Consider the following 25,666-nt stretch of genomic DNA (forward strand, 5'->3'; position numbering starts at 1 on the left):
CTTCTGGCGTGTCACGGTGCCCTCACATATTTCCCGCTTGAAGTTGGTTGTGTTATGTGTTGAATGCATTCAATCGAGCGTTTTGTTCCGATCTGATGCGCTGTCATCGGGTCGGGCGATCTGACGGAGGCCTTCCATGATCATGTCTTTTGAAACTGTCCTTGGCCTTCTTGCCGGATCACTGACCACGATTGCCTTCCTGCCGCAGGTTATACGTACCTGGCGCACGCGCTCGACGGCTGATATCTCGCTTGTGATGTTTCTGATCCTGTGCACGGGGATCGCGCTTTGGCTGGTTTATGGCCTGATCCGTGGTGACTGGCCGGTGATCATTGCCAACGGTTTTACCCTTGTGCTGGCCTCGACCATCCTGTTTTTCAAGCTTCGCCACGGATAACCGGGCTTTCCGGTTCTATCGCATTGCCGCGATGCTTTTGCGAAAGCGCATGGCGCTAAAGGCGAAGAACAGAGCGGCGATCACGAAGACGATCAGGAATTCCTGCCAGACAACATCGATCCCGGCATCGCGATACAGGATCGCCTGTGCAAAGCTGACAAAGTGGCTGGACGGGACGAATTGCATGATGTTCTGAAGCGTTTCAGGCATGCTTTCAAGCGGCGTATTCCCGCCCGACAACATCCGCATCGGCAATACGACAAGGATAAATAGGAGCCCGAATTGCGGCATTGATTTTGTCATGGTCGCAAGGAAAATGCCAAGGGCGGTGGCAAAAAACAGATACAGCATCGTCCCTGCCAAGAATAACAGTTTGGAGCCGATAATAGGCACGCCAAGCATCAGTTCGACGACGAAAAACAGCGATAGCGCGCTTGCGATCAGAATCACAAGTCCGTTTGCCCAGACCTTTGCCAGCATGATTTCAAACGGATCAAGCGGCATCACCAGCAGATGTTCGATCGTGCCATGTTCTCGTTCACGAATAAGGGCGGCACCAGAGAGGATGATCGACAGCATGGTGATGTTGTTGATGATTTCCATCGCGCTGGTAAACCATGAACTGGTCGCGTTTTCGTTATAGGCATAACGCGTGACAAGCTGTGTCGGTGGTTCGTGGCTGGCCGCGACATAGGCCGAAACACCACTCATGAAGGTCTGGATTTCCTGGGCAATGATGTTGCTGACATAACCTTGGCCGATCCCGGCCTGCATCATCGCGGTAGCATCGATATTAAGCTGTATTTCCGGTTGATGACCGGCAATCAGGTCTTTTTCAAAATCGGGCGGGATCACCAGCACAAAGGTATATTCGCCGCTATCCATGGCGGCGTCGATGTCGCCTTCGCTGATTTCCGCCGGTCTCTTGAAAAACGGCTGCAGGAACGCATCACCGATCTGGCGGGACAGTTTGGATTTGTCCAGATCGGCAATCGCGATTGATGCGTTTTTAAGGTCATGGGAAAAGCCGGTCGCAGCATTGTAAATCGCAAATGAAAACGCCCAGCAGATCAGGATCAGCAACACGACATCGCGACGGAGGCTGAAAAGCTCTTTGATGCCGAGGCGATAGATATTCTCAATCCGTTTGCCAAACATCGATTTTACGCCTCCTGCTTTTTAAGCAGCAGCATCGAAAGGGCGGTCAATGCCGGGAAGAAAACCACCAGCGTCAGGATTTGGGGATAAAGTTCGGCAAAGCCAAGCGCCTTGGTAAAGACCCCGACGCTGATCGACATGAAATGCGATGTCGGCATGATGGTCGACAGCACGGCGGGCGCACCGTCAAGTGACGATATCGGCTGCATCATCCCCGAAAACATGACCGATGGCACCATTGTCGCAATCGCGGTTCCAAACAGGGCGGCGATCTGCGTTTGGGTAAAGGACGAAATCAAAAGCCCAAGCCCGGTCGTGGCAAACACAAACAGGAAGGCCCCGACAACAAGTGTAAGCGGATTGCCCCGCATCGGGACCTCGAACCAGAATAGCGCCATCGCGACCATCAGAACGAAATTGATCAGGCCCAGCCCGACATAGGGCAATTGTTTGCCGATCAGGAATTCGATCCGCGTGACGGGGGTGACATAAAGGTTGGTGATTGATCCCAATTCCTTTTCGCGCACGACGCCGACCGCCATCAGAACGGCGGGAATGAACATTAGCAACAGTGCAATCACCGATGGCACCATGGCATAGATGCTTTTGAAGTCCTGATTATAGCGATAGCGGGTTTCGATACTGACCGGCAGGGTTTGAGCCGGCAAACCGGTATTGCGCATGCTGCGTTCGTTCAGATATTTGCTGTGAATGCCTTCGACATAGCCATGGATGGTTTCGGCGCGAAACGGCATGGTGCCATCGATGGTGGCGGCGACTTCGGGGCTGCGTCCGGCTTCAAGGTCACGGCCAAATCCGGGTGGGATTTCAATCGCCAGCGCAATGTCACCCGACAGCAATCTTTGTTCAAGTTCGTCATTACTGTTTAACGGTGGCTGTTCACTGAAATATCGGGACCCTGCAAGGTTTTCAAGATAGGTGCGGCTGGTTTCGGTCCTGTCGCGATCCAGTACGGCATAGGTCAGGTTTTCGACATCAAACGTGATGCCATACCCAAAAACCGGCATCAGGATCGCCGTACCCAGCAAGGCAAACATCAACCGGATCGGATCGCGGATCAGTTCCATGGTTTCACGCAGCGAATAGGCCCAAAGCCGACGCAGGCTGAAAAACGATGCCTTGGCCGGTTTCCATTTCGTCGTTCCATTTTCGCCGTCGCCTTGCATCGCCGATGCATCCGGGGCGGGGGCGTTATCGTCAATGCCGCTGGCTTCTTCCAGATGGCTGATGAAGGCTTCTTCAAGCGTGTCACAACCGCGTTTCTGCGTGATTTCACCCGGGGTGTCGCTGATTAGAACCTTGCCCGCATGCATCAGCGAGATGCGATCGCAGCGTTCCGCCTCGTTCATGAAATGGGTGGAGATGAAAATCGTCACCCCCTGATCACGGGAAAGTTCGACCAGCAATTGCCAGAATCCATCACGTGCGACCGGATCAACGCCCGATGTCGGTTCATCAAGTATCAGGATTTCCGGGTTGTGAATGATCGCAACCGCAAGCGATAACCGTTGCCGCACGCCAAGCGGCAGGCTTTCGGCCAGATCATCGTGATATTCGGTCAGGCCGAACCGCTCGGAAAGCTCGTCAATTCGGGGCTTTATCCGGTCCGCAGGCAGGTGAAACAACCGCGCATGCAGTTCAAGGTTCTGATAGACGCTGAGTTCGGCATAAAGCGAAAAGGCCTGGCTCATATAGCCGACCCGTTTGCGAAGTTCGGTATCCTGCCCATCGACCGGTTTGCCGAAAAGCTCTGCCGTGCCTTCGGTTGCGGGCAAAAGCCCGGTCAGCATTTTCATGGTTGTCGTCTTGCCGCACCCGTTCGAGCCGAGAAACCCGAAAATCTCGCCTTTTTCAATCCGGAAGCTGACATTATCGACTGCGGTAAAATCGCCAAACCGCATGGTCAGGCCGTCGGCGACGATGGCCGGAACATCGCCATGTGTGGTGCGCGGCGGAATGACAAGGTCCTTGTGACCCTTGCGTTCTTCTTCGGGCAGCAGCCTTACAAACGCGGTCTCAAGGTTATCTGCCCCGGTGCGCTCCAAAATCTCGTCCGCTGTGCCACTTGCCAGCACCTTGCCGTCATTCATCGCAATCAGTTGGTCGAAACGGGCGGCTTCGTCCATATATGCGGTGGCGACCAGAACGGTCATGCCGCTTTGGGTTTTGCGGATCTGGTCTATCAGTTCCCAGAACTGTCGACGTGACAGGGGATCGACGCCGGTTGTCGGCTCGTCCAGTATCAATATTTCCGGATCATGGATCAGGGCACAACACAGGCCAAGCTTCTGCTTCATCCCGCCCGAAAGCTTGCCGGCTGCGCGCTCGGTAAAGGGTTCAAGCCCGGTCGCCTTTACCAGCTTTTCAATCCGGTCATTTCGTTCACGCGCCGACTGGCCAAACAAACGGCCAAAGAATTCAAGGTTCTCGCGGATCGTCAGGTCCATATAAAGGTTCTTGCCCAGTCCCTGGGGCATATAGGCGATTTTGGGCAGAACGCTGTTTCGGTGGCGCGTGTCGTCCATCGGTCCGCCCAGCGTTTCGACCACGCCATCCTGCAATTTGCGCGCACCCGATATCAGGGCAAGGGCGGTGGATTTACCCACACCGTCCGGTCCGATAAAGCCGATGGTCCGGCCTGTGGGGATATCAAGGCTGATATCGTCAAGCGCATGAACATGGCCGTATCGGTGGCGGACATGGTCCAGCCGCGCGGCAAGACTTGCGCCATTTTCAGGAGCGTTGCTCATTCCTGAAGGCTCTGGTTCAGTGTCGCATCATCGGGAACATTGGGTGTAAAGCGTTCCGGCCAGTTTTTATGATCGGCCAGCATGACATAGGCCTCGCCGGGCAGGCCGGTTTTGACCCGTTTGCGATGTTCTTCAAGCAATTCGCGCGCGATGCGTATTTTTATCCGGAACATCAGCTTGTCGCGTTCACTTCTGGTTTCGACCTCGCGCGGGGTGAATTGTGCATCATCGGCAACGAATGACACATAGGCCGGGATCACAAAATTCGGTGCCGCATCCAGAACAATGCGCGCCTCGTTGCCGACAAAGGCCAAACCGGCCTGCCGGGTCGGCAGGAAGATCGTCATGTACACATCGGTGAGGTCGAGAACCGTGACCACCGGGTCGCCACCCGCAAGAACTTCGCCGGGTTCGGCAAGGCGATATTGCACCCGCCCGCCGCGCGGTGCCTTAAGGACGGAATCATTGATCTGCACCTGAATGCGGTCAAGCTCGGCCTGGGCGGCCTCGACATTACGTTCGCTGCTTGTCTGGCGCGATTTTGCCGCCGCAAGGGCGGCCTGGGCCACGTCGCGTTCCGATTTGCGCTGATCGACCTGTTCACGCGCGATATTGTTGCTTTTGACAAGCTCGTTGGCGCGTTCAAGCTGTCGCTGCGCGAGGGAAAGCTGGCTTTCTTTCTGAGCGATATCGGCCTTGGCTTCGAAAATGCCTTGTTGCGCACTGGCAACTTCGGCGCGGGCCTTGGCAAGGCTGGCCTGAAGTTCGGCCGTATCCATTCGCGCCAGAACCTGACCGGCTTGCACCACGTCGCCCTCATCGACCAGAACCTCGTCGACCCGGCCGGCATATTTGGTTGCCACCCGGACTTCCTCGGCCTCGATCCGGCCATTGCCGCTGGCGATGAATTCGGGAAGGGTCTCCTGATTTTGCTGCCAGTAATAGTAACCGCCCCCGGCAATCGCGATGATCACGACAAGGATCGCCAAAGGCACGCGCAGTTTGCTCATTCCGCCCTCCAAGACAGGATTGCCGGGTTTGTGGCCACGGATGTGCCATCGGCATATAGGGGTTATCGCAAGCAGGTTATAGCTTTAACGCGATAAAGTCTGGAATGATCCTGACCTGAACGGCAAGGTAAATCTTTGATCTTACGCAATTTAGAAAAGTATCAGGAAGGTCGCGAAAGGTATTGTGATCCAACGCGCTTAGATATCGATATCAGCCCAGATCAGGTGATGATCTGATGCTGCCTGATGCTTTTTGGTGAAGCCCGGATATGTTGTCCAGCGTGACGGTCGTGATCCCGGCCAGATGCCTTTGCGATAAATGCCGCCTTTGGTCACCCGGTCAAACAGGGCAGGCGAAAGCAACAGATAATCGATTTTATCATCATCATTGCCAAGGCCATGCGTGCCGGTTCCCCGGTCGCCATTACCGGCATTGAATTCGAACTCGGTAAAATTCGGGTGGGCCGAAACATCGAGAAGAGCGGTACCGTTCAGCAACGGGTCAAGCTCGGCACTGTCGGGCGTATCGTTAAGATCGCCCAGAACCACGATGTTTTCAAAACCCTCGGCGATCAGGCGATTGTAATAGGCCGCAACCGCCAATGATTGTGCCAGTCGCTTGGCACGGCTTGCCGGGTCATTGCCGCCATATTTGCTTTTGAAATGGTTCGGCAGGACCATGATCTGTGCGCCCGATGGTGTGATGATTTCATATTCCGGGCAATCGCGGCTGAAAATCGGGGCACCGTCGGGTTTCAGGTCATCGACGTGACTGCGCATTTCGCCAATCGGGTAACCTTCGTGGGTAGCAAGGCCGACATCAATGCCGCGTCCGTCATTGCCATCAATAATCATCATGTGGCGATAGGGCACGGGCAAAACGCCCTTTTCGCGCATGAAATCCTGAAACGCCAGCAAAACCGGGCGGCTTTCAATCTCGACCAGTGCCAGGACATCTGCCCCGACATCACCGATCATGCGCGCGGTGTTTAACATTGCGGCTTCGTCCACCGGCCCCATGCGAAGCTCACACCAGCCGACCCAGTCATCGCGGCCATCGGCAACAATGTAGGGCTGCCTGGGCGGGCGGGGGCGTGAAATCAACTGGCCGCGAATTTTGCGAATGCGGGTAAACTTTCCCTCGTCACTGCGCAACATGCCAAGCCGTGTAATCAGTGTTAACATGCGTGCCGTGTCGGCATCGCTGTAAACCGGTTTTCCAAACAGCTTGTTCAGCTCTGCATGGGCATCCAGCACATCGCGATGCGCTTCGGGGTCTTCATCGTTAAAGACTTTTGCCCGGTCAAACAGGTTTTCGACGTTAAACGTAGCAATCCGCATGACGTCCCCCGATACTCGTTTCGCTGTGCCGTGGTGAAGGATGAAATTCTACCACAGGTATTATGCGGGCGTGGCGTCAAATATGAAGTGTCATGTTTGTGACGATATCGGGAAGGACGGGCGATTTAGTCCCCATATGGGGATGTTTTGAAATCCCGTCCCGCCATAGGGTCCCGCATGTAATGGGCGATCGGCTGTGAAGCACTGCTGGATCGCGTTCTGCTTCATCGGGAAGGCTTTGCAAATATGAACAACGTTAACCCCTTCAAACCGACCGTCGTTTTTGTCGATGATGACGAAAATCTGTTGCGTGGCGTTGCGCGGGCCCTGGGGCAGCGTTACAACGTGGTTTCCTTCTCCGATCCGGTTGAGGCTCTTTCATGGCTTCGCGATAATCATCGAAAAGTTGACGTGATTGTTTCGGATCTGGCCATGCCGGGCTTTTCCGGCATGCGGTTGTTGCGCGAAATGGTCGGTATTGCGCCGAATATCCCGCGTGTTCTGCTATCGGGGCATCTTGATAATTCTGCAATGAACAAGGCCATTAACACGGCTTTTGTATCGTGCATATTATCCAAGCCCGCATCGATTGAACTGATCCGCAAATCCATCGAACAGGCGCTGAGTTCGCGTGCGATTGATCTGGCCGGGACCCTGATTACACCGGGGCTGGTCATGCGGGCGATCAAAAATAACGGTTATTCGATTGTCTTTCAGCCGCGCATCGAGACAAAGACCGGCCTGGCCTGCGGGCTTGAAGTCCTGATCCGTTTTCCTAACCTTCAGAAACGTTTCCTTCTTGAGGAAATCATTCTGGCCTGCGAAGGACATCCGGCCATCAATCTGCTGACCACAGCGGTGATGAATGAAGTGCGCAGGCAATCCAAGGATATCCGGTCCCGGTTCGATTTTTCGCCAACCGTTTCGATCAACTGTTCGCCCTATTCCATTCGCAATAACTGCTTTCTCGAAGAAATCCTTCATTTCAGAAGCGACATGCTGCTTTGCGATATCAGGATCGAAGTCGAAATCACCGAACATAGCGACATCGTCAAAGACCCGGCATTCCTTGCCAATGCCGCAATTCTCAAAAATCGGGGTGTTGCGATTTACATCGATGATTTTGGCTCGGGAAGCAACTCGGTGGAGCTTCTTGAAGCCGGTGTTTTCGCCGGGGTCAAGATTGATCGCGAATTCATCGCAACAGCAAATGGGGATTGTCTCAAATCATCATTTGCCGCGTGGGTCGTGAAGGCTTCGCATGATCTGGGCCTGCGCGTTGTTGCCGAAGGTGTCGAAGACGCCAATGTTGCGCAAAGGATGCAGGCGCTTGGTGTTGAAGAAATGCAGGGCTTCTTTTTCGCAAGGCCAGCAGCGCTTGATAAAATACCAACCGGTGCTTTTGCCCTTTGCTGAAAGCTGTTTTACCTTATGAACGGCTAAAGCTGATTCTTACATCTCCAGATCAAACACAATCAGCCCGGAAATCTCGCCATCGGCGGCTTTGACCAGTTCGGCACCCAGCGCCTGATGTGTCGGATGCGCAAGATAGGCATCGCGCGCCGCTTCATCGTCGAAATCGATACAGAAACCGTGCGTGAATCCCTGTTCGAGTTTTTCCGGGCTAACAGAAATCCCCCCATCAAAGCCACGCATGCCGGCTATTTCATTGCCAAGCTGTGCCAGTGCATCAAACAGGCTGTCTATTACGGTTTCGTCAATGCCGGGTTTGAATTTGATCAGAACGATATGGCGAATCATGGCGGGCCCTTCACCTAGTACTGGAATGCCCGATTGAACCGGGATATCGCGTTTGGTGTCAATAGCGTCAATCTGCCACCTATCCGTAACGGTGTGACGCCTGATTCCAAGATTCTGGTTGAAAAAGTGTGACATACCGCACTTTCGAAAATTCTTCCTCTTGAAATATACCTTTGATATAATACTTTAGAATAGGTTTTGTTGCGGAGGGTGGGTATTTTTCCCTTCCAAAGTCGTAATGTGGTGAAAAAAGGATAGGCGGTATGGCTTTCAATATTTTCGGAAACGGTGGATCATCGCAAGGGCAGCAGATCTATGAAGCCCTTGGTAGATCCATGGCCGTTATCGAATTTTCGCTGGATGGTAAAATCCTGACAGCCAATGCCAATTTCCTTTCGACGATGGGTTATGAGCTTGGCGATATCGTCGGTAAGCAGCATGCGATTTTCGTCACAGCCGATTACGCAAAAAGCCCGGAATACAAGCAGTTCTGGAAAACCCTTTCGGATGGAAAATTCGTAGCCGATGCATTCCAGCGCGTACGCAAGGACGGGGATACCGTGTGGCTTGAAGCCACCTATAACCCGATCCTGAATACGGCCGGGAAGCCGGTAAAGGTCATCAAATTTGCGACCGATATCACCGTGCGCCGTAAGGAACGGGCACTTAACGAGGGCGTTCTGACCGCGATTGACCGATCCCAGGCGATGATCGAATTTGATCTGACGGGCAAAATCCTTAAGGCCAATGGCAACTTCCTGAAAACCATGGGCTATTCCGAAGGGGAGGTTGTCGGCAAGCATCACAGCATGTTTGTCGCCCCGGGCTATGCCCAATCAACCGAATACAAGGATTTCTGGGCCAACCTGCGCCGGGGCGATGTGCAGGCCGCACAGTTCAAGCGGTTGGCAAAGGGCGGCAAAGAAGTCTGGCTTGAGGCGACCTATAACCCGATTTTTGATCAGAATGGCAAACCCGAACGGGTCATCAAGCTCGCGACCGATATTACCGAGCAGGTCCAGCTTCTGATCGATCTTAAAAAAATGATCGATACCAATTTCACCGAAATTGACGATAACATCGTAAGCCTTGACGAGGCCGCGATGAGCGGAACATCCGCCGCGGCGCAAAGTTCGAACTCGGTGCAGACCGTTGCCGCCAGTGCCGAGGAACTTTCCGCCTCAATCGCGGAAATTTCGCGCAGCATGGCACAAAGCCGCGATGAAACCGAACGGGCCTTTTCCCAGACAGTCAGTGCCAACCAGTCGACCCAGAAAATGGCCGATGTCGTTGCCGCGATGACGGGCATTGTCGAAGTCATTCAGGGCATTGCCGGGCAGATCAACCTGCTCGCACTTAACGCAACCATTGAGTCCGCTCGTGCGGGCGAGGCGGGCAAAGGCTTTGCCGTGGTCGCCAACGAGGTCAAAAACCTTGCCAATCAGGCGGCCAAGGCAACCGATCAGATTTCAGCCGAAATCAGCGGGGTTCAGGAAATTTCAAACGAGGTTGTCAGCTCGCTTGAAACCATTCGCGGTTCCATCGAAACGGCACGCGACAGTGTCACCAGCATATCGGCATCGGTCGAAGAACAAAGTGCCGTGACCGAAAGCGTGTCGCAAAACATGCAGACAATGGCCGTCTCGGTCGATGAACTTGCCCGGCGGCTTGACGAAATCCGCTCGATTTCCGGCGGGGTCGGGAGCTCGGTCAAGCGCACCCGCGAAGCTGCCGAAGTGCTGACGCGCTAGGTGCGAAGATATCCGATACGATAAAAGCCCGGCTGGTTATGGGATCAGCCGGGCTTTTGTCTTTTTTGGCGGGGCGAGGAGGGGACGATCAGCGGCCCGACAATGCCCCATCAATTGACTTGGCGATGATCGACAGGCCAAGGTTGAGTTCCGCGTCGCTGATCGTCAGCGGCGGAGCGATGCGGAAGACGCCGCCCATGCCGGGCAGCTTGACGATATTCATGCTAAGCCCGTTTTTGAACGCCTCGGTCGCAATCGTGGCCCCCAGATCATGATCGGGTTCCCTGAACTGGCCATCCGCACCACGTTTGACGATTTCAACGCCAAGCATCAATCCACGCCCGCGGACATCGCCGATACAGTCATAGCGGTCTTTGAGCTTGGATAAGCCGTCAAACAGCTTCTGGCCCGATGTCCGGGCACGGTTGACCAGTTTCTCGTCACGCACCACGTCAAGCACGGTCACACCGACCGCGGCGGGCAGGGGATCGGACACATGGGTGGTGTAAAACAGGAAACCCTTTTCATGGGCGGCGTCTTCGATTTCGGCCGTGGTCATGACGGCGGCCAGTGGTAGGCCCGCACCGATAGTTTTCGATAACGTCATGATATCGGGTGTCACGCCATCGCGTTCAAAGGCAAACATATCGCCGGTGCGACCCACGCCGGTCTGGGCCTCGTCCAAGATCAGCAGCATGCCGCGTTCAACGCATTTTTGCTTAAGCGCGGCCAGATATCCCTTGGGCAGGGGCAGCATGCCACCCGATGACAGGATCGGCTCGGCAATGAAGGCCGCAAGATTGCCGGTCGACTGGCTATCGACCAGATTGAATGCATCATCAAGCTCCGTCTGCCAGTCCAGCGACCCATCGGCATGTTTGAACCGCGGGCGAAAGGCATTGGGGGCGGGAATGGCGAAGGACCCGACGGCGGCCGGGCCATATCCCTTGCGCCCGGCACTATAGGTTGCCGATGCGGCAACGCCGGTCATCCCGTGCCAGCTTTTGGAAAAGGCGACGATTTCATGCTTGCCGGTCACAAGCTTTGCCATCCGGATCGCGGCCTCGTTTGACTCTGCCCCGGTGGAAACCAGCAAAACCCGATCCAGCCCCGGTGCCAGTTCCGCCAACCGCTCCGCCAATGTCACCACCGGGCGGGACAGCATGCCGCTAAACAGATGGGCGACTTTTTCGACCTGGCTTTGCACGGTTTCGACGATCTTCGGATGGCCATGACCCAGAAGCGCGCTCATTTGACCCGATGTGAAATCCAGAATGGGGCGATCATCGGTGTCATAGACGAACGATCCCTTGGCGCGTTCGATGATCGCGGGTTCAAACGTGCCGCCATAGCGGATCAGGTGTTTTTTGGCGGCATCCCAGAATTTCGGATCGGTGTTGTGTGACATGATGGGCTCCCTGCATGCATGTGTCTTTGATTGATCCAGATGGTATCTGCTGGCAGGTGCCCCGTAAAATTGATAGTTATGGCATTCTGGTATTGGAAAAATTGATATGGTGCTGGTGCGGCGATGCAGACCCTGCTTGATCTCAAACTGCTTGCGACCTTTGTGCGGGCCGCGCATTCCGGCACGCTGAGTGCCACGGCCATTCAGGTGGGCCGTACCCAGTCAACCGTGACAATGCAGATCCAGCGGCTTGAAGAAACGCTGGGCCAAAGCCTGTTTCACCGAAGCGGCAGCGGTGTCAGCCTGACCGGGGCGGGGGAGCGGTTTCTGGGCTATGCCGAACGGATTTTACGCCTGCATGACGAGGCGGTTTCGGCCTTTTCCGACAAGGGTTTGCATGGCTCGATGGTGTTTGGCTGTCCCGAGGATTACCTGATCACGTTTTTCCCGGCCCTGCTCAAAAGCTTTGGCACCATCCACCCGGATGTCGAGATCAAGGTGGTGTCCGCCCCAAGCCCGGAATTGAACCGCCTGCTGCATGCCAGCCAGATCGATATGGCCATTACCTCGACCCCGGAAATCCATGACCGGCAAAAGATCGTGCGCACCGAACAGCTCGCCTGGGTCGGAAGCAAACCGGCGCTGGAACTCCATGATTTCCCTGATGGCGCCATTCCGCTTGCGATGCCGGCCTCAAACGCCATGGATCACAAGGCGGCATGCGATGCGATGGATGAGGCGGGGATGCGCTATAAAATATCCTACGCCAGCAACAGCCTGACCGGCCTGATCGCGGTGGCGCGCTCTGGCCTTGCGATCAGTGTGATGATGCAAAAAGCCGTCCCGGCGGACCTTTACATCCTCAAATCCCCAATGCCCGCCTTGCCACAGCTTGGATTGCAGGTCGTGACGTCAAACACCGCGCGCAGCCCAGCCATCAGTGCGTTTGGCGATCATATCCGGAATTTGCTGCCGTTCCTGTGATGGTGGATCAGTCGACCCGTCAGACCAGTTCGGTCAGATACTCCACCGGATGCTTGGGCTTTGTCCCTTCGAAGCGGGCGACCTGACAGCGGCAGGAATAGCCGGTGACGAGCATGTTATCCAAGCCCGTCTGATCGACTTTCTTTTTCCAGCTTTGGTCATAAAGCGCGCGGGAGGTTTCCTGATGGCGGGTTTCGTGGCCGTAAACGCCTGCCATGCCGCAACATCCGGTTTTCTCGGTCGCGAGTTTGATGCCGAAGGCTTCGAAAATCTTTTGCCATTTGACGCCGACATCGGGGATTGATGTTTTTTCCGTGCAATGCGGGAAGAGCGTTGCCGGGGCCGTACCTCCTGCATTCCCGCTGCTTGCGGGCAGGGTAAGGCGGTTTTCCGTGATTTCGGCGGACAGCCATTCATGGAACAGATGCACGCGGTAATCCGGTCGGTCGCTGCCAAGGCGCTGGGCATATTCCTGCCGATAGGTCAGCGTTACGCTGGCCTCGATCCCGATCAGGGGCACACCGGTTTTGGCCAACCGGCCATAGACGATATCGTTTTGTTTGGCCTGATAATCAAAGCGTTTGAGGAAGCCCTTTACATGCAAGGTCTTGCCATTCGGGCGATAGGGCGGCACGAAAACGCGGTAACCGAGCTTTTGCAGAAGGTCGATATGGGCGGTGAAAACATCGATGTCATAGTGGCTGGTGAAGCAATCCTGCAAAAGCACCACGGATTTGGCGCGATCGGCATCTGATAATGCTTCAAGATCGGCCAGTTTGAATTTGCCGATACCTCGTTTGCGCAGGGCTTTGCCGACACTTTGGCGGCTGAGTTTCGGCAAATCGGTCAGGCCGATCAGGCTTTTGAAAATCCAAGGCATCGGCGGGATGGACTGCAAGGCATTGAAAAGCAACGGGGCCTTTGCCATCAACGGCGCAATGCTTTCAAGCTGCGCGATCACATAGTCCTTTACCGGCCGTTTGTAGCGGGTGTGATAGGCCTCCAGAAACCGTGATTTCATTTCCGGGATATCGACCTTGACCGGGCATTGCCCCGCACAGGCCTTGCAGGACAGGCAACCGGCCATGGCATCATAGACATCGTGCGAGAAATCGCGCGCATTGATCACGGCAAGGTCCTGATTGCGCGGATCGGTGCCGACTGAAAGCTGCCGGATCCATTCGCGGACCAGTCCCGCCCGGCCCTTGGGCGAATGAACGCGGTCGCGTGTGACCTTATAGGACGGGCACATCGCATCCATCAGGTCCCAGTTAAAGCAGGCCCCGTTGCCGTTGCACCGCGTCGCGTTGAGGTATTCATCGCGCAGCCTGTCTTCGATCTGGCGGTCAAGCTGACCACGCATCGGGGCCGCGTCAATCGCGGTGATCGGGGTGTTTTTTGAATAGGGGGATGCGATCTTGCCGGGGTTTAATTGTCCTTCCGGATCAAAGGCTTCCTTGATGCGCTTGAGCACATCATAAAGCTCCGGCCCGAAATAGGTTGGTGAATATTCGCCGCGAAAACCCTTGCCGTGTTCGCCCCAGATCAGGCCGTTATATTTTTTGGTCAGGTCAACGACCCTGTCCGATACACGGCGCAGGCGCGCTTCGTCCTGCTCGTCACACATGTCAAGCAGCGGGCGGACATGCAGACAGCCGACATCAACATGGCCAAACATGCCGTAATCAAGCCCCTCGGCATCGAGCAAAGCCCGGAATTCCGCGATAAAATCGGCAAGGTTTTCCGGTGGGACGGCGGTATCCTCAACAAAGGGGGTCGCGCGGCGTTTGCCCTCCAGATTGCCAAGCAATCCAACGGATTTCGCCCGGATTGACCAGATGGCGGCGATCTGCGTCGGATCGGTTGCCTGCACAAAGCCGATGGGGGCATAATCCGCATCCGGATTGACATCAAGATGGGTGCGCAGTTCGGCCTGTTTTGCCGCGACGTCTTCGGGCGTTTCACCAACAAATTCAACGACATTGAAGCCGCGTGTCGGAACAGAGCTATCCTCCGTCCCGAGCAGTTTTCCCAGCAGATGCCAGCTTTCATCCTGCTTTGCCAGTTCCATGACCTTGTCATCGATGCTTTCGATGGCGACCGGGTCAAACTGCACAAGGGTGCCAACATGGCGAAGCGCACTGTCAAAGCTGTCATAGCGCACCACCGTGACCGCCTTGTGCTTTGGCAGCGGAATGACGCGCAGCGTGATTTCCTTGACCATGCCAAGGCTGCCCTCGGCCCCGGCGATCAGGAAGCTTAAATTCATATCCCCTTGATCCGAAACGGCTTCCTTGAGGTTATAGCCCGTAAGCCCGCGGTTCATTTCCGGGAAAATCGCGTTGATCTGATCCCGACGCGGCATGATTTCATCATGGATTTTGCGATAAAGCCGACCGGTGCGGTCGTCACGCGCCATGATTTCGCGGGCCTCGACGGCACTCATTGCGTGGGTGCGGAAATCGGTGCCGTCGATCAGAACCGTGGTCATGTCATTGATATAATGGCTTGTTTTGCCATAAATCCGCGATCCCTTGCCGGAGCTATCGGACCCGATCATGCCGCCAATGGTCGCACGGCTGGCGGTCGAGACGGCAGGCGGGAAGAAGAAACCATGCGGTTTCAGCCAAGCGTTAAGCTGATCCAGGACCACGCCTGGCTCGACATGGACCTGCCCCTTTTCGGCATCAAAACCCAGTATGTTATTGAGATGCTTGGATGTATCAAGGGTTATGGTGTTGTTAAGCGACTGGCCATTGGTGCCCGTCCCGCCGCCGCGCGGGGTGATTTTGACCTCGCTGAATTCCTCACGCCCGGCCAGTTCCATCACAACGTTGATATCATTGCAGTTTTTTGGCTGCAGGACGGCGGTTGGCATCACCTGATAGACGCTGTTATCCGTCGCATTGATCAGGCGTGAGGGGAAATCGGCATGGATTTCACCGGCAAATTTCCCTTCTTTTTCAAGGGCTTTGAGGAAACCAAGTGTGAGACTGTCAAGCGACCGGTCCGGGGTCAGAACCGGCAGGCGATTGAAGCGCGAAAAGCTGCGGCGGGCGGGGGGTGATCCGGCGGTTGATCTGGTCATCGGGCTGGCGGTCGGAGCGGGCGCGGTCATGATGTCTCTCTGGTCTCTTTTTCGGCGCGCGGGCGGCGTCATTTGACCCATTTGACAGGAGGCGGATTAAATAGACAAATTTAAAATTCCGAAGGATTATTCATTTTTAGTGAATAATCCGATTTTTCAACCTGGTCGGTGGCCCTATGCCGACCGTGCCGAGGGGGCAAAAAAGGGCTCCGGCATCGGTTTTATTAAAGTCGTATTATATGATTATAATGAATTTTGTATAAATTATACTATCGCTTTGGCGCGCAAATGGTCCCGATCCATCAGGAAAACGGCGGTGTTCAGGGCTTTGATGCACCGCCGGTGCGGGAAATTATAAAAGTCTTATCATATGATTTTTGTTGATGCTGTTTGAGCCACATTTCCGCCCCGGTATTCGCCTGGGTCACGCCAATACCGGTTCCGGCGTATCGGCCCGCACCGATTCATCATGCATCAGCGACAGGATGGTTTTTTTGTAATGCATGAATTCGGACGAGGTCAGGGCATCGATGCTGCGCGGGCGGGGAATGTTGATGGCAAGCGATTGTTTGATTTTGCCGGGACGCGCGGTCATGACATGGACCTCGTCGCCCAGGAAGATCGCCTCGTCAATGTCATGGGTGATGAACAGCACGGTTTTGCGGCGGCTTTGCCAGACATCAAGGAGTAGTTCCTGCATCAGCTGGCGGGTCTGGCTATCAAGCGCGCCAAACGGTTCATCCATCAGAAGAATGCGCGGATCATTGGCGAGCGCACGGGCCAGTGCCACACGCTGGCGCATGCCGCCCGAAAGTTCCTTGGGATATGATCCCTCGAACCCGGTCAGGTGCACCGCGCGGATCAGATCATCGGCAATGTCTTCGCATTCGGATTTCGGCAGTTTTTTAAGCTGCGGCCCGAACATGATGTTTTCGCGCACGGTCAGCCACGGAAACAGGGTGTAGCTTTGAAACACCATACCCCGGTCGGCCGATGGCCCGGCAATCGGCTGCCCATCCAGCGCCATCATGCCCGACGTCGGGACTTCCAGCCCCGCCACCAGTCGCAACAGCGTTGATTTGCCACAGCCCGACGGGCCGACAATCACCGAAAAGGTATCATGGGCAACCGAAAGTGACACATCATCAAGGGCCAGAACCGGCGGCTTTCCCTTGGGCTCGAAACGGACGGTGATGTCGGAAAGGGTGAGCATGCTCATGATGGTATCCTTGGTGTTTTCGGGGGCGTGGTTGTCGCGCGGGCCTTGCAGGAGGCAGCGTAGAACGGGCGGTCGAGGTTTGGGCGTTGCGGGATTGCTGCCGCTGCCGTTCCTGCTCGTGGCGGTGCCGCGTGGGGCGTTGGAACGGTGCGCGGGGTAGCGTATATCCGGGGCGCGTTTGTTGCGTGGGCTTTGCGGGAGGCAGCGTAGAACTCGCGGCCAAGGTTTGGGGGCTGCGGGTTTGGTTGTGAGGGTGGCAGGTGCATGTGCCGTCCTGTTGCTGCTGTCGCTGCCTTTGTCTTTGCCGTTCCCGCCGCTGCCATTTTCGCGGCTACCGTTGCCACGTGGGGCGTTGGAACGGTACGCGGGGCAGCGTATATCCGAGGCGCGTTTGTTGCGCGGGTCTTGCAGGAGGCAGCGTAGAACGGGCGCTTGAGGTTGGCGTGTTGCGGGTTTGGTCGCAGGGCGGAGAGTGCTGCCTTCGCCCTGCAATCAGCAGCGTAGAACGTTTGGCCAAGCTTTGGGTGTTGCCGTGCTGCGGGTGGTTGCTGATGCCGTTTTTGGGGCATCTGCTGTGCGCGTTGCTGCTTGTGCTTCTGATGCGGCATGTCGCGGTGCATGTGAGCGTATCCGTCTTGCATGGTCTTAAAAATCCGCAGACCAGGGCAGGAGCTTTTTGCGCAGGACCTTGAAGATGAAATCGGTGATCAGGCCCAGGATGCCGATGGTAAAGACACCCAGCAGGATGACATCGGTAAACAGGCCGCGCATGGCATTGAGGATCATGTAGCCAAGGCCGGTATCGGCGGCGACCAGTTCTGCCACCACCAGATAGGTCCAGGCCCAGCCCATGGTGACGCGCAGGTTATCCATCACGCCGGGCATGCAGGCCGGCACCAGAATGCGAAGGGCGACCTGTTTGCGGTTGGCGCCGAGCGTATAGGCGCAATCAATTAGATCCTTGGACACGCGGGCCGAGACATCGGAAATCAGGATGAGCTGCTGAAAGAAGGTGCCGAGGAAAATCACCATGATTTTCTGTTCGATACCGATCCCGACCCAGAGGATCAGGAGCGGGATCAGGGCCGATACCGGGATATAGCGCATGAAGCCGGTCAGCGGTTCGACCAAGGCCTGCACCGCGCGGAAGCTGCCCATCAGGATGCCGATCGGAACGGCGAATATGGAGGCGAGGATAAAGCCCGAGAGAATGACCGAGAGGCTCGCCCCGATATGATGAAACAGCGACAGATTGCCGATGCGCTTGATCGCGGCTTCGATCACTTCATGCGGGGCGGCAAGGAAATCTTTTGGCGTGATGCCGCCATAGGTGAGCAAGCACCATAGACCAAGGACAAGAGAAACCGAACAGAGCGACAATCCGATAAAGGCGGATTTCGGTATTTCGGTCTTGGGCGAAAACAGCGATCTGGTCCACATGGTGCTTGCTCTTTTATGGTCGTCGGAAGGTGGCGATGTGAAAAGTGGCGATGTGACGGAAAGTACTGATTACTTCACGATGTCAGCGGCAATCAGGCTTGCCGGTTCGGCATCAATGGTAAACAGGCCGCCTTCTTCGCCAAGGGTCTTGGCGTTTTTGATGGTGCCCAGAATGCCGCCTTCGTTGGCCGGGTCCATGAAGGTCTTGTTCATCGCATCGTCATAGAAAACGATACCGGCACGGGTTTCGGCAAACACCGCCGGGTCTTCAAGCCAGCCGCCAACACCCTTTGCCATGATTTCATCGGCTTCTTCGACATTGTCCTTCTGCCATGCAATCGCCTTGGACCATGCCCGATACAGGCCTTCCATTGCCGGACGGTTTTTTTCAAGCATGTCATTGGTGGTGACCATGATGTCGGTGATCAGGCCCGGGGTTTTGGTGCTGTCGACCAGAACATGCCCATGATCGGTATCCGTGCCGCGCGTCAGCCACGGTTCCCACGTCACCGCCGCGTCGACCTTCTGCGCGACAAAGGCCGCACCGGCATCACCGGCCGACATGTTAAGCGCATTAACATCCGAAAGCTTCATCCCTGCGTCTTTCAGAAGGACGCTCAGGAAAAACTGCGAGACCGAGCCCTCGGTAAAGGCGATGGATTTGCCCTTGAGGTCGGCGATGGTTTTGATGTCCTTGCCCGCGACAATGCCATCGCCGCCGCGTGAATCATCGAGCGCAAACAGGTAGGATAACGGGTGTTCGGGGCTGTAGAAGGCCAGCACAGTATCGATGGTGGTGACGGCAACGTCAATCCGGCCAGCGGCCAGGGCCGGCATACGGGTTTTGACGTCTTCCATTACGACCAGATCGACATCAAGGCCTTCTTCTTCGAAGAATCCCTTGTCGCGTGCGATGTAAAGCGGGCCATAACCGACCCATGTGGAATGGGCGATGGTGAGTTCCTGATTGGCCGATGCCGGGGCCGACAGGCCCAAAACCGCACCAAGGGCGATGGCCGAAAGGCACAGTCCTTTGAACAGATGTTTCATTTCAAGTCTCCGCTGTGAAGTTCACTGATGATGTTTTTATGGATGGGGGCTTTGGCCCCCTTTATGGACGTTATTTATGGACGTCATTTATTGTTGGGGTTGCGTGTTGCTGGTGACGTGGCCAGAACACAAAGCAGTTCAAACATGATCGAAATGCCAAGCCATGCGGTACCGCCCGACGGATCAAAGGGTGGGGAAACCTCGACCAGATCAGCCCCGATCAGGTTAAGGCCTTCAAGGGCGCGAACCATGCGCTGTGCCTCTCGGCTGGTGAAGCCGCCGATTTCGGGCGTGCCGGTACCCGGCGCAAAGGCGGGATCGATGCTGTCGATGTCAAAGCTGACATAGGTGGGCTTGTTGCCGACGATCTCGCGGGCTTCGCGCATGACGGCATCAATGCCGCGATCCTCGACCTCTTCCATGCGGATGATGCGCACCCCTTGGGCAAGGCCCCATTCGACATCCTCGCCATCATACATGGTGCCGCGAATGCCGATCTGAACGACGCGCTTTGGATCAAGATAGCCGTCCTCAATCGCGCGGCGGAACGGTGTGCCGTGGGTATAGCGATAGCCGTTGAAATAGCTGTCAAACAGGTCGGTATGGGCATCGAAATGCACCATGCCAAGCGGCTGATCCGCGCCCAGCGCCTTCAGGATCGGATAGGACACCAGATGATCACCACCGGCCGAAAGGGGTGCTATGTTTTTGGCCTTGAGCGCGCTGATGAAAGCACAGACCTTATCGAGCGTATCCATGATGTCGGCCGGGTTGACCGGGCTATCGCCCAGATCGGCGACATTGCGCACGGCAAAGGGATTAAGCCCCGTTACCGGATGGCGCGGGCGGATCATGGTCGACAGGTCGCGCAACTGGCGCGGGCCGTGGCGCGGACCGGGGCGGTTGGTGGTGCCGCCATCCCACGGTACGCCCAGAATGGCGATATCGACCTGTTCAAGAGCGGTGTCGGAAAGCCCCAGCAGCGGCAGGCGCATGAAAGTCGGCACACCGGCGAAACGCGGGATTTCCATGGCCGATGGTGGCTCGAACGTTTTGACAACCGGGCCGGTATGGGGCTTTGCGGTGGGGATGGTGTCGCTTGGCATGTTTTTTCTCCGTGAAGTCCTTGCATTCACGTTGCCACAGCGTAACGTGTCCAATAATATCGAACTTCAAGAGTAAACGTCGGAAATTTCCAACCTATCATGGCAGCCACCGTTCCCCCGTTAAGTGATGTTGATCTGCGGCAATTGCGGATTTTTCGCGCGATTGTCGAAAGCAACGGCTTTAGTGCCGCGCAGGAACAGCTTGGCCTGTCGCGGTCGACCATCAGTGCGCAGATGTCGGCCCTTGAAACGCGGCTTGGCGTTTCGCTGTGCCGGCGCGGACGGTCCGGCTTTGCCTTAACCGAACATGGGCAGAAGATTTATAACGAGGCGATCAAGCTTTTTGCCGCCGAGGATAGTTTCAGGGCCGAGGTCGGCGCGATCCGTGGCAGCCTTGTCGGGGAATTGCGGGTTGGCGTTGTCGATGCGGTGGTGGAAAACCCCAATTGCGCGCTTGATCTCGCACTTGCGGCGTTTAATGAACGCGCACCCGATGTGCATGTCACGCTTCTGATCGTGTCGCCCAACCAGATTGAAAATGCGTTGCTTAGCCGGCAGATGGAAGTGGCGATTGTGCCCAACCAGCCGATGAACAGTGCGGTGCAGATGCAGCAACTGTTTTACGAGGAACAGCGGCTTTATTGCGGGATGCGCCACCCGCTTTTTGAGCGCGATACCGCGAAAATGCCGATGGAAGATGTGGCGGAGCTGACCTTTGCCAGGCGCGGCTATTCGGTGGCAACCGCGTTCCAATCGCTTTTCAAACATCCGCCGAGTGCGACGGCCTATGACATGGAGGGCCTCGCACACCTTATTTTAAGCGGCCGGTTCGTCAGTTTCCTTCCGACCCATTTTGCCGCCCGGTGGGAAGAACGCGGGGAGATGAAGGCGCTTCGCCCCGATTTCCTCAGCTTCAAGATCGGCATGTGCATGGCGCATTTCCCCAATACCGTGCTGTCGCGCATGGCACGTGAATTCTGCGACTGCCTGAGGGCGGTGCATCCGGTTTATGGCGGGGCGAAGAAGCGGGCGGGGTGAGGTGGCGATTTTGGCGTGTCTGCAATATTCACATCTGAATACTGATATAATGTTGATCTCGAGATCAGGGAGACAATGTTGAATAATTCGTCGAATACCGATGACCTCGATAGCATATTGAAAAAAGCGCGTAGCAATTTTTGGGACGCGAAATATTACGATGCTATCTCATCAGTTGAGAGAGTTCGTGACGATTCTGATTGTGAAAATGACATTCTGAGCGCGAATGTTTGTTTGTGCGTTTTTTTTGATTTTTTGAATGATACTCAACGATACCAGTCGATCAAACGCGAGTTAATGCATAGAGCATCTTGGAGCGAAGAAAACTTTAAAGATGCATTGATGATGGACATTCTTCATTGGCATTCTGGAAATCGGCGCGCTGTAGATAGAGTTCGTGAAAAGCTATTTTCCTACTGTGAGGAGAACTTGCAAATATCTCAGCCAAGCTTCGACACTTATTTCTGTAAAGCTTGGATCGAGAAGGGAGACAATACAAATTGGATTTTATTCTTAGATAAGGCCATTAAATGTGCACCTGAAAGATTCCATGAAATTCTTAATCATGTGCAACGGGAGATTTATCGAGAACGCCACAGAAATGATAAGCTTAAACTCCTCGATTGGCTATCGGAATTAGAAAACCAATCAGAGCTATGTGTCCTTCTTCAAGGTCAAATATTGGCCGAACTTGGTGAAGTGGGCCTCAGTATTGCAAAACTTGAAACGGTCATTTCTGGCGTTAGTGGCTGGGCGCAAGCTGCAAAAAGAAAACTGATTGAATTGTACTGTCAGCAAAGGAGTTTTGAGAAAGCTCTTCAAGTCGCTGATACCATAAACAACTTTCGGACACCTGAGCTTGCAACCATCTTTTTGAAGAAAGGTGATGCCAAGGCAGCTAAAGAAGTTCTTGTGCGTGATGAGGTTGGGCGAGACCGAACATCGGCGGATCTTTTCCTAAGATTTGATTTTTACGATGAAGCGCTGGAAGTGTTTTATCGAATGCAGCCGTTCTCAGATTGTTATCCTTATTATACCGCCGCATTGGCGATGTGGAAAAAGGCGCTGAAAAACGGCATTTCAGATGAAACAGTTAGCTATCTCAAGAAAGAGATGTTGCCTGCAGTTGTTTATGGAAAATACCTCGAACAAAGAATTCATCACGTGGGGTTGAAGGCTAAGCTCTCAGACATGGAACTGCACTTCGAACTGATGGAAGCTCGTTTTTACTTCGTTGTGAATCTGGTAAATATTAAAAGAAGTTGGCGGGAAATTAGAGAGGGTAAGATTGACTCGCATTCTAGCTTTTCTATATCCCACTATGCTTATCGCGACCGCCTAACTGAGATTTATCGGGAAATAAAAAGAAGAGGAGCAAACCCATCTGAACGCTCCCGTGATTTCCGTGCGAGGAATTATGACAAGACATTCCTGCGGGCCATAAATTTACTCGAAAGACTTTCTCAAAGAGTTTTATCTGAAATCAGCAAGGTCGAAAGAAGTACAGTCATTTGCAATGCAAGCAGTGCAAAGGAGGACCTGTGGTCCGGTTATTGGCTGTATTTTGAAGAACAAGATTACAAGAAGTGCTTGGAGATTTTGACCTACCTTGCCGATTTGGAGCCTGAATCGCCGTTCATTCATCAAGAGCGTGCAAGAACTTTGAAGGGGCTAGGCCGCTATGAAGAGGCAATCGAACTTTTAAAAAAGGCAATTTCTCTATTCGGAAAATATCATGAACGCTCTGCGTCAGCACATAATTTGTTACAGCATGTTTACGCGGACATGATCGACAAGTCGAATTTGACAGCGCCGGAAAAGAACGACGTTATCGCGAAGTTAAATAATAGCTTTGAGTCTTGGTTTAAGGCCGATATCTCGCTATTTGGAAAACTTTCGGAACCTTTGCCTGAAATCGGTTTAAGGGGGGGAGATCCAGTGCTGTCTATCAATGGAAGTACCCTTTATAAGTACTGTTCTTTTAACCTCAATTCAGTCTCTGCTCTTGGTGACTACAAGGTATATTTTAGCAGGGCAGATCAATTGAATGATCCATTCGATATGGACGGGTATCGGAATGTGATAACGGGAGATGAATTCGTCCACGTTTCTGATGAAGCGCAAGACAAGGTAACGTGTTTTTGCACCACCTTGCGGCATGATAACCTACAGATGTGGGCGCACTATGCAGATGCCTTTGCAGGGATGTGTATTGGCTATCAAATAAGCAAGTTGCCGTCTGAAATCGGGTGGCGAAGTCTAAGGTATCCAGAAAATAAAACGAAAGAGCGTGCGCTAGTTGATACTCTGTTTATCAAAAGTGCGGATTGGTCCTATGAACAGGAAGTGAGATTTTTGAGATTTTCAGAAGGACCACAGCTCGTGCGAATTCATCCGATGGTCGAAGGACACGGAATAGTCGGACACGTATCGGAAATCATTCTCGGGTCTCGATTTGACTACCCTAAGAACTGGCCTGTTTTGCGGGCTATAGTCAAAAGCCTCAATGACGAATATTCGAAATTTTCTCTTCAACCCGTGACTATAATGCGAGCAGGGCCGAGAAAAAGTGAGAAATCTGACGCTCTGGAAATTGATGTTGCCGACGATCTTTCCAAGGAAGTGCTTCCTTTAAGCTAAAAGCCTACTCCCGCTCAGCCCATCCCGCGTAGGCGGGAGCCCATGGGGTGGCTGGTTCCGGGGCGATTTTTGCGGATGCGGCACGGAGGACTGGATTCCCGCCTGCGCGGGAATGACGGGAGAGGTTGGGGCACATTCTATCGTCACTCCCGCGCAGGCGGGAGTCCATAGGGCGTCGGGTTCGGTGGTGGCCGGGGTGGTTTGGCATCGCGGCGAAGCGGGGCCGTGCAGGAAACGCTGCACAACGCGCAATTTACCCGTTAGTGTTGCAATCCGGTCAACCAGTTAGCGGATGAAACATGCTGTCTTCCATCAGTTTGCGCCATATGCGGGTTTTTGTGGCGGTTGCCGATCATGGCACCTTTACCGCCGCGGCGGAGGTTTTGGGGCTGACGCCATCGGGGCTGACGGCGACGATCCGCCAGTTCGAGGATGTGGCGGGCACGCCGCTTTTTGACCGCACGACGCGACAGGTGACGTTAAGCGCCACGGGCGCGCGGTTTTTACCCACGGCGCGTCGGTTGATCAGCGAGTTTGAAGAGGCGCTTGGCGATCTTGATGCGCTGTCCAAGGGCATTGGCGGGACGATCCGCATTGCGGCTGCCCCCTCGGTCCTGACGCGCATTCTGCCCGGCGTGATCAGCCGGTTTGTTGATGAACATCCCGATGCACGGCTTCGCCTGGACGAGCTGAATGCGGGCGAGGTGCATGAGGCGGTGGCGCGCAACGAGGCGGATTTCGGCATTGCCGGGGAATGGCATGCCCTGCCCGATATTGCGTTCAGCCCGCTGTTTTCCGACCGGTTCGGGGTGCTGTGCCGCCCGACCCATGCCTTTGCCAAGCGCAGCGCGATTGCGTGGTCGGAACTGGCTGATCAGGCGTTTGTCGGGCTGGGCCCGGAATCGGGCACGCGCGCGATGATGGCGGCACAGGGAAGCTTTGCCGGTGAGGCGGGGGGCGCTGTTGGTGGCGCTGGTGGTGCCGCTTATGCCGGTGTTGACCCGGCGGAGGTTGCGGCATCGCCTGCGGTGAAGCGGGCCGCGGCCCTTGGCCTGCCCGAGGCGCAAATGGCCTTGCGCCGGGCGAATGCCAGCGAACGGGCGATTGAACGGGTCGCCAAGGCCGCCCATGCGAAGCGTGCCGAGGACGCCAAAAACGGCGGCCGCGCGGCGGACGGATCGGGCAGCACCATGATCGACCCGATCGCGCAATTGCGCCCGATTGTCGAAACATCCAACACGATCACGCTGGCCGCGATGGTGGCCGAAGGGGTGGGGATCACGGTCCTGCCGGAACTGGCCGCCCGCGTTGCCGACCTTGCAGCACCCGGAAAACTGGCCTTCGTGCCGCTCTGCGAGCCGATCCGCAAACGCCCGATTGGCATCATCACCCGCCAAAGCAGAAGCCTGTCACCGATTGCGCGGATCTTCCTTGCGATGGTGATGGAGCAGGCCCCAAAAATGGATTTGCCTGCGGCGATTGAGTGGGGGTGAGGAAAGTGACA

The 25,666-nt window shown here is 55.1% G+C and carries 18 protein-coding genes; 7 read left to right on the plus strand and 11 right to left on the minus strand.

Going from position 1 to position 25,666, the window contains the following annotated elements; all coding sequences use genetic code 11:
* Positions 1 to 136: 136 nt before the first annotated feature.
* Entirely contained in the window at positions 137 to 397 is a 261-nt protein-coding gene (locus TH468_RS20075) for a SemiSWEET transporter (RefSeq protein ID WP_082824739.1), read from the plus strand.
* Positions 398 to 412: 15 nt separating this feature from the next.
* On the opposite strand, the gene TH468_RS20080 is transcribed toward TH468_RS20075, so the two are convergent.
* From TH468_RS20080 to TH468_RS20095, 4 genes are all read right to left on the minus strand, one after another.
* The gene (locus tag TH468_RS20080) at positions 413 to 1,555 is read right to left on the minus strand and encodes an ABC transporter permease (RefSeq protein WP_085646223.1); all 1,143 of its coding nucleotides are present in this window, start codon (positions 1,553 to 1,555) and stop codon (positions 413 to 415) included.
* Between the two features lie 5 nt (positions 1,556 to 1,560).
* Complete coding sequence (rbbA, locus tag TH468_RS20085) at positions 1,561 to 4,326, minus strand: ribosome-associated ATPase/putative transporter RbbA (protein ID WP_085646224.1); 2,766 nt, start codon at positions 4,324 to 4,326, stop codon at positions 1,561 to 1,563.
* Positions 4,323 to 5,336: an HlyD family secretion protein gene (locus tag TH468_RS20090; protein WP_085646225.1), complete on the minus strand. Its 1,014-nt coding sequence runs from the start codon at positions 5,334 to 5,336 to the stop codon at positions 4,323 to 4,325. The genes rbbA and TH468_RS20090 overlap by 4 nt, the downstream gene beginning before the upstream one ends.
* Before the next feature lie 198 nt (positions 5,337 to 5,534).
* On the minus strand, positions 5,535 to 6,677 hold the full coding sequence (locus TH468_RS20095; protein ID WP_085646226.1) for an endonuclease/exonuclease/phosphatase family protein: 1,143 nt from the start codon (positions 6,675 to 6,677) through the stop codon (positions 5,535 to 5,537).
* 246 nt (positions 6,678 to 6,923) lie between these two features.
* Here TH468_RS20095 and TH468_RS20100 point away from each other — a divergent pair, with 246 nt between their 5' ends.
* Positions 6,924 to 8,093: an EAL domain-containing protein gene (locus TH468_RS20100; RefSeq protein ID WP_085646227.1), complete on the plus strand. Its 1,170-nt coding sequence runs from the start codon at positions 6,924 to 6,926 to the stop codon at positions 8,091 to 8,093.
* A gap of 36 nt (positions 8,094 to 8,129) precedes the next feature.
* On the opposite strand, the gene TH468_RS20105 is transcribed toward TH468_RS20100, so the two are convergent.
* The gene (locus TH468_RS20105; protein WP_085646268.1) at positions 8,130 to 8,438 is read right to left on the minus strand and encodes a Dabb family protein; all 309 of its coding nucleotides are present in this window, start codon (positions 8,436 to 8,438) and stop codon (positions 8,130 to 8,132) included.
* A 263-nt stretch (positions 8,439 to 8,701) separates the two neighbouring features.
* Here TH468_RS20105 and TH468_RS20110 point away from each other — a divergent pair, with 263 nt between their 5' ends.
* Positions 8,702 to 10,189, plus strand: a complete 1,488-nt coding sequence (locus TH468_RS20110; protein ID WP_085646228.1) for a PAS domain-containing methyl-accepting chemotaxis protein — start codon at positions 8,702 to 8,704, stop codon at positions 10,187 to 10,189.
* A gap of 88 nt (positions 10,190 to 10,277) precedes the next feature.
* Here TH468_RS20110 and TH468_RS20115 read toward each other — a convergent pair whose 3' ends face one another.
* Entirely contained in the window at positions 10,278 to 11,597 is a 1,320-nt protein-coding gene (locus TH468_RS20115) for an aspartate aminotransferase family protein (RefSeq protein ID WP_085646229.1), read from the minus strand.
* Positions 11,598 to 11,720: 123 nt separating this feature from the next.
* Between TH468_RS20115 and TH468_RS20120 the strand changes: the two genes are divergently transcribed.
* Positions 11,721 to 12,581, plus strand: a complete 861-nt coding sequence (locus tag TH468_RS20120) for a LysR family transcriptional regulator (RefSeq protein ID WP_085646230.1) — start codon at positions 11,721 to 11,723, stop codon at positions 12,579 to 12,581.
* A gap of 19 nt (positions 12,582 to 12,600) precedes the next feature.
* Here TH468_RS20120 and TH468_RS20125 read toward each other — a convergent pair whose 3' ends face one another.
* From TH468_RS20125 to speB, 5 genes are all read right to left on the minus strand, one after another.
* Positions 12,601 to 15,699, minus strand: coding sequence for an FAD-binding and (Fe-S)-binding domain-containing protein (locus TH468_RS20125; RefSeq protein ID WP_085646269.1), 3,099 nt, complete (start codon positions 15,697 to 15,699; stop codon positions 12,601 to 12,603).
* A 394-nt stretch (positions 15,700 to 16,093) separates the two neighbouring features.
* Positions 16,094 to 16,888 carry an ABC transporter ATP-binding protein gene (locus tag TH468_RS20130; protein WP_085646231.1) on the minus strand — a complete coding sequence of 265 codons (795 nt, stop codon included), beginning with the start codon at positions 16,886 to 16,888 and terminating at the stop codon, positions 16,094 to 16,096.
* Between the two features lie 645 nt (positions 16,889 to 17,533).
* Positions 17,534 to 18,328, minus strand: a complete 795-nt coding sequence (locus TH468_RS20135; RefSeq protein WP_037987857.1) for an ABC transporter permease — start codon at positions 18,326 to 18,328, stop codon at positions 17,534 to 17,536.
* A 69-nt stretch (positions 18,329 to 18,397) separates the two neighbouring features.
* The gene (locus tag TH468_RS20140; RefSeq protein ID WP_085646232.1) at positions 18,398 to 19,378 is read right to left on the minus strand and encodes an ABC transporter substrate-binding protein; all 981 of its coding nucleotides are present in this window, start codon (positions 19,376 to 19,378) and stop codon (positions 18,398 to 18,400) included.
* An 83-nt stretch (positions 19,379 to 19,461) separates the two neighbouring features.
* Positions 19,462 to 20,484: an agmatinase gene (gene speB / locus TH468_RS20145; protein ID WP_085646233.1), complete on the minus strand. Its 1,023-nt coding sequence runs from the start codon at positions 20,482 to 20,484 to the stop codon at positions 19,462 to 19,464.
* 99 nt (positions 20,485 to 20,583) lie between these two features.
* Here speB and TH468_RS20150 point away from each other — a divergent pair, with 99 nt between their 5' ends.
* The 3 genes from TH468_RS20150 (at position 20,584) to TH468_RS20160 (ending at position 25,655) form a co-directional block, all read left to right on the plus strand.
* Positions 20,584 to 21,522, plus strand: coding sequence for a LysR family transcriptional regulator (locus TH468_RS20150; protein ID WP_085646234.1), 939 nt, complete (start codon positions 20,584 to 20,586; stop codon positions 21,520 to 21,522).
* A gap of 75 nt (positions 21,523 to 21,597) precedes the next feature.
* Positions 21,598 to 24,162, plus strand: coding sequence for a lipopolysaccharide assembly protein LapB (locus TH468_RS20155; RefSeq protein WP_085646235.1), 2,565 nt, complete (start codon positions 21,598 to 21,600; stop codon positions 24,160 to 24,162).
* A gap of 299 nt (positions 24,163 to 24,461) precedes the next feature.
* Positions 24,462 to 25,655: a LysR family transcriptional regulator gene (locus TH468_RS20160; protein ID WP_085646236.1), complete on the plus strand. Its 1,194-nt coding sequence runs from the start codon at positions 24,462 to 24,464 to the stop codon at positions 25,653 to 25,655.
* The last annotated feature ends 11 nt before the right edge of the window (positions 25,656 to 25,666 follow it).

This window comes from Thalassospira sp. MCCC 1A03138, from assembly GCF_002115785.1.
Lineage (GTDB): Bacteria > Pseudomonadota > Alphaproteobacteria > Rhodospirillales > Thalassospiraceae > Thalassospira.